This window comes from Streptomyces sp. bgisy130, assembly GCF_057708345.1.
Map to the genome: position 1 here is coordinate 1 of NZ_JBYISA010000022.1, position 10,785 is coordinate 10,785.

At 71.6% G+C, this 10,785-nt stretch carries 11 protein-coding genes; 7 read left to right on the top strand and 4 right to left on the bottom strand.

The window, feature by feature from the left end:
• Positions 1-32 precede the first annotated feature (32 nt).
• Positions 33-572 (bottom strand): hypothetical protein, encoded by a 540-nt coding sequence (locus AC3EUV_RS25190; RefSeq protein ID WP_432143711.1) that lies wholly within the window; start codon positions 570-572, stop codon positions 33-35.
• Between the two features lie 202 nt (positions 573-774).
• Between AC3EUV_RS25190 and AC3EUV_RS25195 the strand changes: the two genes are divergently transcribed.
• A complete protein-coding gene (locus AC3EUV_RS25195; RefSeq protein WP_432143712.1) occupies positions 775-2,133 on the top strand; it encodes a hypothetical protein in 1,359 nt (452 codons plus the stop codon).
• A gap of 100 nt (positions 2,134-2,233) precedes the next feature.
• Here the strand turns inward: AC3EUV_RS25195 and AC3EUV_RS25200 are convergent, their stop codons facing one another.
• On the bottom strand, positions 2,234-2,776 hold the full coding sequence (locus tag AC3EUV_RS25200) for a cell wall hydrolase (RefSeq protein ID WP_432143713.1): 543 nt from the start codon (positions 2,774-2,776) through the stop codon (positions 2,234-2,236).
• 103 nt (positions 2,777-2,879) lie between these two features.
• Between AC3EUV_RS25200 and AC3EUV_RS25205 the strand changes: the two genes are divergently transcribed.
• The 5 genes from AC3EUV_RS25205 (at position 2,880) to AC3EUV_RS25225 (ending at position 8,820) form a co-directional block, all read left to right on the top strand.
• On the top strand, positions 2,880-4,109 hold the full coding sequence (locus AC3EUV_RS25205; RefSeq protein ID WP_435603956.1) for a S1 family peptidase: 1,230 nt from the start codon (positions 2,880-2,882) through the stop codon (positions 4,107-4,109).
• 179 nt (positions 4,110-4,288) lie between these two features.
• Positions 4,289-4,756 (top strand): acyl-CoA thioesterase, encoded by a 468-nt coding sequence (locus AC3EUV_RS25210; RefSeq protein WP_435603957.1) that lies wholly within the window; start codon positions 4,289-4,291, stop codon positions 4,754-4,756.
• A gap of 175 nt (positions 4,757-4,931) precedes the next feature.
• A complete protein-coding gene (locus tag AC3EUV_RS25215; protein WP_435603958.1) occupies positions 4,932-6,953 on the top strand; it encodes a LodA/GoxA family CTQ-dependent oxidase in 2,022 nt (673 codons plus the stop codon).
• Positions 6,950-8,101, top strand: coding sequence for an FAD-dependent monooxygenase (locus tag AC3EUV_RS25220; protein WP_432143717.1), 1,152 nt, complete (start codon positions 6,950-6,952; stop codon positions 8,099-8,101). Before AC3EUV_RS25215 ends, AC3EUV_RS25220 begins: the two co-directional genes overlap by 4 nt.
• Positions 8,098-8,820 carry a hypothetical protein gene (locus AC3EUV_RS25225; RefSeq protein ID WP_435603959.1) on the top strand — a complete coding sequence of 241 codons (723 nt, stop codon included), beginning with the start codon at positions 8,098-8,100 and terminating at the stop codon, positions 8,818-8,820. Before AC3EUV_RS25220 ends, AC3EUV_RS25225 begins: the two co-directional genes overlap by 4 nt.
• Positions 8,821-8,923: 103 nt before the next feature.
• Here the strand turns inward: AC3EUV_RS25225 and AC3EUV_RS25230 are convergent, their stop codons facing one another.
• Both AC3EUV_RS25230 and AC3EUV_RS25235 read right to left on the bottom strand, forming a co-directional pair.
• A complete protein-coding gene (locus AC3EUV_RS25230; RefSeq protein WP_432143719.1) occupies positions 8,924-9,115 on the bottom strand; it encodes a DUF397 domain-containing protein in 192 nt (63 codons plus the stop codon).
• 3 nt (positions 9,116-9,118) lie between these two features.
• Positions 9,119-9,970 carry a helix-turn-helix domain-containing protein gene (locus AC3EUV_RS25235; protein WP_432143720.1) on the bottom strand — a complete coding sequence of 284 codons (852 nt, stop codon included), beginning with the start codon at positions 9,968-9,970 and terminating at the stop codon, positions 9,119-9,121.
• A 169-nt stretch (positions 9,971-10,139) separates the two neighbouring features.
• Here AC3EUV_RS25235 and AC3EUV_RS25240 point away from each other — a divergent pair, with 169 nt between their 5' ends.
• The gene (locus tag AC3EUV_RS25240) at positions 10,140-10,574 is read left to right on the top strand and encodes an ATP-binding protein (protein ID WP_432143721.1); all 435 of its coding nucleotides are present in this window, start codon (positions 10,140-10,142) and stop codon (positions 10,572-10,574) included.
• The last annotated feature ends 211 nt before the right edge of the window (positions 10,575-10,785 follow it).

Below are 10,785 nucleotides of genomic sequence, written 5' to 3' on the forward strand. Positions count from 1 at the left end.
AGCCGTGGGCCGGGGTGGCCGGTGGCCGCCGGTCAGTTGGTGATGGCGAAGATCCGGCTGAAGCCGCTGACCGCGCCGTCGGCGGTCGCCACCTCCAGGAAGTAGCGCTTGCCGGGCGGCACCCGGGGCAGCGTCACGAGTGCCTCGCCGGCCCGCCCGGCACCGGCCTTGGTCGCGACCAGCGCCACCCGCTCCGACCGGCCCTGGCCCGTCGCCGTCCGCAGCCAGACGTCCACCTCCTCGCCCGTGCTGTTGTTCCAGGCCACCACGAAACTGCCGTTTGCCTTGTAGTCGACGCCCGGCTCCGGCGCGGTCACCTCGATCCGCCCCGTCGTGGGCGAGGCGAACTCCTCGGGGTCGGCGCTGGCGGCGGGGGCGCCGAGGGCGGAGGTCGCGGCCCGCGCGGCCGAGCCCGCATGGCCGGCCGTGGCGGCCATCGCCCGGCCGGCCGCGGGACCACTCTTCCCGGTGTCCGGGCGCGACGGCGCCAGCGAGATCACCAGCATGCAGCCGACGGCGGTGGTGGCGACGGCGACGGCCAGAGTGGTGGCCATCGAGGTGGCCCTGCACATCGTCTCCTCGTTTCCTCGGGGGAGGGGCGAGCCGAACATCCCCGGCACTCCGAGCATCAAAAACGACGCGCTGAGCGATCACCTGGATGGACAGTTCCGGCGCGACAGCCCCCTGGACGGGAGGGAGAATCCACCGCTCGGGACGGAATTGATCCCGGCTCCGGTGATGTCCTGAAAGTGCGGTTCGGGTAGCGTCGAACACATGAAGACCGCAACTCGTCGTGCGCTGATCGGACCAGTCCTCCTGCTGGTGGCCGCACTGCTGGCGGTGGTCGCCGCGATGGCACCGGGTGCCCGCGCCGCTGGGGGGCTGGACCAGGCCGCGGCGGCCCTGGAGAAGGGCCCGGTCTACGTCGATCCCCGCGCCACGGACCAGTTCTCCCGTGCCCAGGCGGACGCGCTGGCCAAGAAAATCAAGGACGCGGACAAGCCGATCTTTGTCGCCGTGCTGCCCCGGGCCGCCGAGTACCAGCCCGGCACCCTGCTGCGGGACCTGCGCACCAAGGTCGGCATCAGCGGCGTCTACGCCGTCGAGCTCGGCAACGGCTTCAACGCCGGCGCCGACCCGCGGGTGATGACGCGCGACTCGGTGCAGAACCTCGTCGGATCGGTCAAGAGCTCCGACTACCCGACGGTCAACGAGCGCCTGAACAGCTTCGTCGACACGGCCGCACGGTCGGCACACGGCCAGGCCCCCGCCTCCTGGGGCGGCTCGGGCGGCAGCGGCTTCGACACCGGCACGGCGATCGGGCTCGGGGTGCTGGTGGCCGTCGGAGGCGGCGGCGCGTACGCGATCGCCCGCCGCAACCGCAGAAGGCGGATCGAGGCGGAGCGGGCCGCGCTGGAGGATCTGCGGGTCGTCGTCGACGAGGACATCACCGCCTTCGGCGAGGAGCTGGACCGGCTCGACTTCAACCCCGCCGAGCCCGGCGCCGACGACGCGATGCGCGCGGACTACAGCCATGCGCTGGACTCCTACGAGAACGCCAAGTCGGCGATGGCGTCCGCCCAGCACCCCGGCGACGTCCAGGGGGTGACCCAGGCGCTGGAGGACGGCCGGTTCTCGCTGGCCACCCTGGCCGCACGACGGGAGGGCGAGCCGCTGCCCGAGCGCCGGCTGCCCTGCTTCTTCGATCCACGGCACGGTCCGTCCGTCGTGGACGTCCGGTGGGCCCCGGAGGGCGGTGCCGAGCGCACCGTGCCGGTCTGCGCCGCGGACAAGAGCCGGATGGACGACGGGCGGGAGCCGCTGGCCCGTACGGTCAGGACCGCGCACGGCGACCGCCCCTACTGGGACGCCGGCCCGGCCTACGGCCCCTGGGCGGGCGGCTACTTCGGCGGCGGCCTGCTGCCCGGCCTCCTGGTGGGCACGCTGCTCGGCAACATGATGATGTCGTCCGCCGCCTACGGCGCCGACTTCGGCGGTGCGGGCGCCGGCGGCGGTGACTACTCCGGATCGGACTTCAACGGCGACGACTTCGGCGGCGGCTTCGGTGACGGCGGCGGCTTCGGCGACGGTGGGGGCTTCGGTGGCGGCGGCTTCGACGGCGGAGGCTTCTGAGCGCTCAGCACCTCCTGGGCCCGCCCGGAGCGTCCGGCGCCCTTCGGCCGGCCCGGAGCGCTCAGCGCCCCCTCGGCAGCCCTCGTCGGCCCCGGAGCGCTCAGTACCCCTCGGCCCGCCCCGCCCGCTTGACGCCGAGGAAGCGCCCGTAGCGCGGCCGCGCCGCGAAGTCCGCATAGCGCCATACGGCGGGCCGGCCGGCCTCCCGGCACAGGTGCAGGACCTGGTCGGGGCCCAGGTGCACGCCCACGTGCGCGCCGTAGCCCGGTGGCCGGCCCGCCGCCGGGCCGCCGTCGAACAGGACCAGATCCAGCGGCCGGGGACGGTCCACCCGGTGGGTCGCCCGTGCGTCGGCCCAGAGTTCCGCCGAGCGCAACGGCGGGATCAGCAGGCCGAAGTGGCGCAGCACGGCGTAGGCGTAGCGCTGGCAGTTCGCGCCCCCGGCCAGGTCGTCGAAGGGGCCCGGGGCGGGGTGGCCGGGGGCACCGGCTGCCCCGTCCGCCACGTGTGACGGGCATTCAGGTGTCGTCGCTCCCGGATGGCGGGCACCCGAGTAGGTCACATTGCGCAGCGCCTCGGGAAGCTGCACGAACGCCACCGCGCCGTGGACGGTGGGGACTTGACGGCCGGGTTCACGGAACACCGGGACATGATGCCGGGGACCGCCCTCATGCCGCACACCGCGGTGTCGAGCACGCTCACCACATCGGATCCGACGTGCACTCGACACCGCGAGGAGATCCCCGATGGAACGCCGCTTTCGCAAGGCAGCCCTCTGGGGCGCGGCCGTCGCCACCGTCGTGGCGGCGGCCGGCCCGTTCGGCCCGGCGCACGGCGTGCCCCGGCCCGACCCCTCGCCCCAGCCCACACCGCGCGGCATGCTCGACGCGATGCGCCGGGACCTCGGGCTGAACGCGGTGCAGGTGCGGACCCGGCTCGCGCAGGAGACCGATGCGCACCGTGCCGCGGCGGCCGTGCGCCGGACGCTGAGCAGCCCGCCCGCCGGGATGTGGTTCGACCGGACCACCGGCAAACTCGTCGTCGCGGTCACCGGCGCCGCCGACGCCCAACGGGTGCGCGCCGCCGGGGCGGTCCCCAAGACGGTGCCGCACAGCCGCACCGCGCTCACGACCCTGGTGGGGCGGATCACCGACCGGGCCGGCGACGGGGTCCCCGGCATCACCGGCTGGGGCGTCGACGAGCGCGCCAACGGTGTGGTGGTCCGCATGGACCGCACCCGGCGCACCGCCCGGACCGCCGCCTTCGAGACGTCCGTGCGCGCGCTGGGGGCCCGGTCGCGGATCCCCGTCACCGTCGAGCGCAGCGACCAGACGCCGCGTCAGCAGGGCGGCACGGTGGTGGGCGGTGAGCGCTGGATGCCCGGCAGCGACGGCATCTGTTCCATCGGCTTCTCGGTGACCGGACCGGGCGATTTCCAGGGCTTTCTGACGGCCGGTCACTGCACGCTCACCGCCGATCAGGCCGCGTTCGGCAAGGACGGCAGCCGGATGGGGACCTCCAACCCCGGCGGCGGGTACAGCGTCAACGACCGCGAGGGGGACTTCGGGCTGGTCGAGGTCGACCGGCCGGACTGGACGGTCAGCGCGGACGTGGCCGGGCAGGGCGGTACGCCGGTCACCGTCACCGGTGCGCAGGAGGGCCTGGCCGGCATGTCGCTGTGCCACTCCGGGCAGAGCAGCGGCTGGCACTGCGGGGAGATCACCCGGGTCGACCAGACCGTGGACTACGGCAACACGGTCATCGAGGGCCTGTCGTTCACCAACGCCTGCTCGGCGCCCGGCGATTCGGGCGGTTCGTATGTCACCCAGCCCAGCGCGCCGAAGGCCCTGGGCGTGCACTCGGGCGGTGGCGCCGCCGGCTGCGGCAACTTCGGCGGTGCCACCCTCACCATCTTCCAGCCGGTGGGCGAGATCCTGGACAAGTGGAACCTGCGGCTGAAGACGGGCAGCCCCTGACGCGCCCGCCCCTGCCGTCAGCGTCCGGTCCCCGGCCGCCGCACACGGGCCGGGGACCGGTCCCGGGAAAGACCCCCGGCCCCGTGACCGCCACACCTACGATGTGAAGCCAGTGGCCAATGAGGCCCCGGGGGCCCACGTGGCGGACCGGCGCCGATGGGGGAGCGGGGAGAGCGCGCATGACAGAAGCAGCGGAGCCGGCAGCCGGTACGGACGCGGCGGAGCCGTTCGCCGTCGGGATCACGGTGCGCGGCTACGAGACGGACACCCAGGGCCATCTCAACCAGAGCGTCTACCTTCAGTACGCCGAGCACGCCCGCTGGTCGCTGCTCCAGGCGAGCGGCATCCGCCAGAGCACCATGGTGGACCGCCGCGTCGGCCCGGTGACCGTCGAGACCACCATCCGCTACCGGCGCGAGCTGCGGGCCGGTGACGAGGTCGAGGTCAGCTGTGCGTTCGTCTGGGGCGAGGGCAAGACCTTCCGGATCGAGCAGACCGTCCGCACGACGGACGGCACGGTGGCCGCCGAGGTGAGCGCCGTCTGCGGGCTGCTCGACCTCACCGAGCGCAAGCTGCTCCAGGACCCGCGGGCGGCCTTCCGCGACCTGGCCGACAAGCCCGCGCTGCTGGGGCTCGCCGACGACTGACGAGGGCGGTCCGCGGCGCGGCGCCCGCTGCGTACGGCGGCAGCGGGCCGGGCCGCCGACACGAAAGGGTGAACCCGTTCATCCATTGCGATGCCTGGAGGTCACGGCGGGCACCGGGCTGATCCACGTTTGAGCCGTCGGGGGGCAGCACACCCGCCCAGCGAAAGGCTCCTCGATGGACACGCAGATAGTCCAGGTCAAGATCCATCCCGCCATAGGCATAGCCCGGGTCGGCAACAGCGACAAACCGCCCTTCATCGGCCCGGAATCCCCGGACCAGCCGCCGCTGCCGCCCGGCTCGTACAAGGACAGCTCGGGGAAGGTCATCCGGCAGGCCGCCCGCTTCCGGGTCTACGGCTACAACCAGGCCGGGGAGGCCGTCCGGGAACTCAAACTGGGCGAGGACGGCGTCACCGAGATCAAGTGGTCGGTGCACCTGGCCAACAAGAAGGCCGCCTGGTACCAGTTCCACCTCCCGCTCGACATCCCCGAGGCGCTCAGCCTGCCGGAGGCCCAGCGGCGCCGGCGGAACTTCGACGTCCGGGGCGCCGACCGGAAGAAGCTCGTCATCGACGCCGGCCGCAAGCAGATCCGCGCCTCCCTGCACGAGACCGCCGCCTTCGCCGGGAAGATCATGAACAAGCCGGTCTCCCTGGGATCGATCTCCGCCCAGGAGGACGGCCGCCTGGTGGTCGTCGGCGGCGTCGGCAAGTCGGCCTCCTACGCCAGTCCCGAGAAGCCGATCTCCGGCGTCGCGAACAATGACACCTGGTACGACGACGTGTCCGACGGTCCGGTCACGGCGGAGGTCACCATCGGCGGCGTCACGAAGACCGCGAGCCCGGCCTGGGCCGTGATCGCCCCGCCGCACTACGCGCCCGGTGTGAAGACCGTCCGCACCCTCTACGACCTGCTCTACGACGTGTTCGTCACCGAGCAGACCCTGCCCGCCGTGCAGCAGATCTCCTACCCGGAACACATCGAACCGCTGCTGAGCCGCTTCTGTGAGCTCCAGTGGACCAACCACGGCTTCGCCACCCAGTTCGGCTGGGCAGGCCCGCACGACTTCCTGGACCCGGCCATGCGCAAGCGGCTCGCCGACCCGGGCCCGGCCAGCCGGGAACTCCGCCGCCAGGTCTATATCCACATGCGTGACTACGAGCGGGACGGGACGTCCCCGCTGCCCTGGCCGTGGCTCTACGGCGACAACATGTCCAGCAGCACACCCACCTCCGTCCGGCAGCACATCAAGATCTCCTCCGAGCAGGACCGGATGCTGGCCCAATGGGCCGACGGCCGCTTCACCACCGGCCCGCCCCGTAAGGGCCACCCGGACGTGGACGCGGCGCCCGTCGCCCTGCGACCGGGTCTGCTGGACCGGGCCGCGCTGGACAACTGCGCCGCCGACGCGTTCCACCCGGGCTGCGAGGTCACCTGGCCGATGCGGCACAAGACCATGTACGCCGAGCCCTTCCGCATCCTGCACCGCACACCGGAGAACCCGGAACCCGACTACGGAGACGCGCTCAGCGTCCAGGAGGCCCTGGGCAAGAACGGCCCGCTGCACGCACAGGGACCGGGCGACCTCACCCGCTGGATGGCCGCCCCCTGGCAGTGCGACACCGCGAGCTGCCGCTCCGGCTATCAGGTACGGTCCGGGCTCGGCCCCCGCTACAGCCCCTACCTGCCCACCTTCTGGCCCGCCCAGATGCCCAACCACGTGCTCAAGCAGTCCGACTTCGCGACCGTCAACACCCCGCCCAGCGGCTCCGACGACAGCGCCAGGGAGAAGGCGTTCGAGCACCGGGCGGTCTGGCTGCGCGGCCTGAAGGGCACTGACTTCAACAAGCAGCGCCGGCAGATGATCGACGACTGGTACAAGTTCGGCATCGTCGAGCCGCACGAATACACCGTGGGCGACAACAAGTTCCCCCGGTACATCCAGGTCGAGTCCGAGCCCGGCTACCCGCCGGCCCCCGACGACGCCAACCTCTTCAACATCCAGGTGCCCGAGGCGGGCGTGCCCCAACTGGCGGGCGCGGCCGAGATCTGGACCGGCAAGATCGCGGCCGAGACCGTCGAAGCCATGCTCGTCCAACAGGCCATCCAGGAGGTCATGGAGACAACCGGCCGGGACGAGTCGTCGATCGCCGCCGGATACCTGGAGAAGCTCGACCCCTTCCACGGCACCCCGTGACCCCCGCCCCCGCCTACGACGTCGTGGTCGCGGGCGGTGGCCCGGCCGGCTGTGCCGCCGCGCTCACCCTCGCCCACGCCGGCCGGACGGTCCTGCTGGCCGACGCGGGCACCGGCCCGCCCAAGGCCGGTGAGGCGCTGGTGTCCATGGGCCGGCTGCTGCTCGCCGACCTCGGTGTCGCCGAACCGGTCCTGGGCAGCGGCCATCTGCCCTGCCACGGCAACCTGTCCGCCTGGGGCTCGCCGGAGCTGCACGCCGTGGACTTCCTCCACGACCCCTACGGCCACGGCTGGCACCTGGACCGTCCGCTCTTCGACCGCCGGCTGCGCGCCGCCGCCGGTGCGGCGGGCGCCGAGGTCGCCGAGCACACCGCCGTACGGAGCCCCTCCCGGCAGTCGGACGGCACCTGGCGGCTCGCCCTGCGCGACCGGGCCGGCCGGGCCGGGGAACGTACGGTGCGCTGCCGCTGGGTGGTGGACGCCACCGGGCGCGGCGCCGCGATCGCCGTCCGCTCCGGCGCCCGGCGGCGCACCGGCGACCAGTTGACCGCCCTCCACCTCACCCTCGACCCGGCCCCGCAGACCCCCCTCGACGGCCGTTCGCTGGTCGAGTCCGACCAGGACGGCTGGTGGTACACCGCGCTGCTGCCCTCCCGGCAGCGGCTGGTCGCCTACTTCACCGACCCCGACCTGCCGGTCGCCGCCGGGCGCGGCGCCGAGCGGTTCCGTCAACGGCTGCTGGCCACCCGGCACATCTCCCGCCGGGCCCGCCCGCACGGGCTCACCACCCTGCGCCCGCCCCGCCGGGCCGCCGCCCACAGCGCGCATCTGGACCGGGTGCACGGCGACGGCTGGACGGCCGCCGGGGACGCGGCGGCCGCCTTCGACCCGCTCAGCTCCCAGGGCATCCTCACCGCCCTCTACACCGGGTTGAGCGCCGGCCAGGCCGTCGACGCCCGGCTGCACGGCGAGCGGGGGGCCCTGGCCGACTACGCGGCCAAGGTCAGCACGGCCCGTACCGCCTACCAGCACGGCCACCGCGCCGTGCACGCGCAGGAAGCCCGCTGGCCCGACCGGCCCTTCTGGTCCCGGCGGCAGCGGAGCTTCCACCACAACCCCCCACCCACGAAAGGCGAGAACTCATCATGACCCCCACCCCCGCATCCGACTCCACGGCAGCACACGAGCACATCCACCGCTTCCTGCTGCTGGGCAAGAAGAACCTGTTCTTCTACCACCTGGCGCTGTACAACCCCCAGTCCGGCCACAACTTCCAGGCGGTCTTCAACTTCTCCATCAAGGACAACGGCGAACTGCGGGACAGGTACCTGAAGGATCTGGCCCAGCACGAGAACGAGCGGGTCTTCTACTCCCTGCGCTGCCCGCACCACTTCGAACTCCCCGAGCTCCAGCAGGGCAAGGAGTTCGGGGTCCATCTGGAGCGGGTCGTCGTGAAGCCGGACGGCAGCCGTGACTTCCAGCAGATGACCACGGCGGAGACCATGGTGGACTGCAAGCCGGAGAACGTGCTCTCCTTCCGCAAGCTGGGCAATCTGCCCTACCCCGAATACCTCACCTACCTGGTGTTCGGCGCAGGCGACGAGGTCCACATGGCCCACCAGCTCGCGGAGCGCCCCAACTGGGACGAGGCCATCACCGTCACCCCCAGGCAGCCGATCGATCCGGCGCTGCTGAAGAAGGTCCCGACCCTCGTCATCGACTCGATCAGGGACGCCCACGACAAGCTGATCGAGAGCCCGCTGAAGAAGGGGCAGCAGTACCAGGGCAAGATCGACGGGTCCGGCCCGGCCGTCGACTTCACCGTCGGCCGCCAGGGCTGGTGGAACCACACCAGCCTCAACGGCTGAGCCGCCGGGGCCTGTTGGCGTCCTGACCCGGCCCGGCCCGCGACCTCGTCGCGGGCCGGGCCGACCGAAGGGCAAGCCCTGGTTCTAGCCGGTGGCGCGACCCCTACCGCTCGAACCGGCCTGCTGCGACGGCGCTCCGGAAGGCGGTCCAGGTGTCCGGGGCCAGCTGGAGTATGGGGCCTGCGGGGTTCTTGGAGTCGCGTATGGCGATTGTGCCCGGGATGTTGGTGGCCACCTCCACGCACTCTTCCTTGTGATCGCTGTAGCTGGACTTGCGGTAGCTGTAATCGGTCATGGCTCACAGTTCTTTGCTGAGGCTGCTGATGAACGCTCGCGAATCACCCTCCCTGAGGGCATGCTGTGCGATTCTCTCGAACAGTTCATCATGTTGAGCAGCCCCTTCTCCGCCTTCGAGCCACAGCGGATGAAGCGGGACATCCTTGTAGAGCACGTCCATCGCTCCGGGTTCGGCAAATGAGATGACGCTGAAGCCGCAACCCATACCAAGTTGGGCTCCTGTGCTGAACGGGAGTACGCGGACACTGACATTCGGGAGCTGGGAGACGGCAGTGAGGTCTTCGAGCTGCCCGCGCATCACGTCCGCGCCGCCGACGAGAGTCCGGAGCGCGCCCTCGTGGAGGACCGCCGATAGACGGAGCGGAGGGTTGTCGACGAGGCGGCGCTGTCGTGCCAATCGTGCGGTCACGAAGTGATCGTCCGAGTTCAGCGCGCGCACGTAATCGGAGGTTTGCAGCAACCCCGGGATGAAGGCGAGCTGCCACGTCCTGATGGCCGTCGCCGCGCTCTCCAAGATTGCGTATTCCTTCATCGTGGGAGAGAAGGGCGCATCGTTCCACCAGCCCTTGGCCTTACGCCGCTCGCGATCGACGCGCGCCACCTCAAGCAGCCCGCCCACGGCAGCTGGTTCGTCCACGCCGTACAGCGCACACAAGGCGCGGATGTCCGGGTCGCGCATGGGGACCCAACCGCCCTCCATCTTCGCGACCTTGTTGGTGGAAGCGCTGAGCGTCTTGGCGGCCTGAGTTTGCGTCAGACCAGCTGCTGTCCTCAGGCGAGTGAGTTCCCCACCCAGCCTGCGACCCAGGACAGTTGACGTGCTGTTTCCCTGCATTGGCTGGCTTGCTGTCACGCGAGCAGTCTGGCGCCGGCCGTACGGAGCTCGCAACTCGCGCGGGTTAATTACCCCAAGGTGAATTGAAACGATCTCGCTCGAATGCCTACCTTGCGTAGTGAACCGCTCGCGCAGCGAGACCAGTCGGTGACGGCTGCCTCCTGCCCTGAACCGGAGGTGGCCAAAGATGATCGCCCCACATCCCAACCCGGCAGAAGTGGTCCTCCATGAGGACGTGCTCGACTACACCCCACGCCCCAAAAGCATCGCCCTGGCGCGTAACCGCGCCGCCCGCCTCATCGCCGAATGGGGCCACGACCAACTGGCCGACGACGCAAAACTCCTGGTCTCCGAACTGGCGACCAACGCTCTGCGCCACGCCCGCGTCCGCGGCCGCCTCTTCCGCGTACGCCTCACCCACACCGACTCCGTACTCCGCATCGCCGTAACCGACGCCCGCGGCGAATGCCTCCCTTGCGTCAGCGAGCTCCCGCCGTACGCGTCGCACGGCCGCGGCTTACTGATCGTCCGCACGCTCTCGGCCCGCTGGGGCATCCACGTACTCGGCGTCGGCAAGACGGTCTGGTGCGAGCTGGAGCTCAAGCAAAATCAGCTCGCATAGCGCGCTCGCACACTGTCCCCGGGGTGCTGCGGGCGGGTTGAGGGACCGGGGGGCGGGTTTCGGTCGCCGACGCGGCGGCGGAGCGGCCCGGCGGGCCCGGTACGGCGGCGGCGCGGGGCAGTAAAGCGCAGGTCAGTGCGGGGGCGGCGGGGGCACGGGGTGGTCCGGGGGCCGCCGTCGTGACCTTGGCGCATTCAACAACTGCCTGTTG

Excerpts from the sequence above, each read along its gene's own strand:
- AC3EUV_RS25190 (WP_432143711.1), bottom strand. The coding sequence starts at position 572 with ATGTGCAGGGCCACCTCGATGGCCACCACTCTGGCCGTCGCCGTCGCC.
- AC3EUV_RS25195 (WP_432143712.1), top strand. The coding sequence starts at position 775 with ATGAAGACCGCAACTCGTCGTGCGCTGATCGGACCAGTCCTCCTGCTG.
- AC3EUV_RS25205 (WP_435603956.1), top strand. The coding sequence starts at position 2,880 with ATGGAACGCCGCTTTCGCAAGGCAGCCCTCTGGGGCGCGGCCGTCGCC.
- AC3EUV_RS25210 (WP_435603957.1), top strand. The coding sequence starts at position 4,289 with ATGACAGAAGCAGCGGAGCCGGCAGCCGGTACGGACGCGGCGGAGCCG.
- AC3EUV_RS25215 (WP_435603958.1), top strand. The coding sequence starts at position 4,932 with ATGGACACGCAGATAGTCCAGGTCAAGATCCATCCCGCCATAGGCATA.
- AC3EUV_RS25225 (WP_435603959.1), top strand. The coding sequence starts at position 8,098 with ATGACCCCCACCCCCGCATCCGACTCCACGGCAGCACACGAGCACATC.
- AC3EUV_RS25230 (WP_432143719.1), bottom strand. The coding sequence starts at position 9,115 with ATGACCGATTACAGCTACCGCAAGTCCAGCTACAGCGATCACAAGGAA.
- AC3EUV_RS25240 (WP_432143721.1), top strand. The coding sequence starts at position 10,140 with ATGATCGCCCCACATCCCAACCCGGCAGAAGTGGTCCTCCATGAGGAC.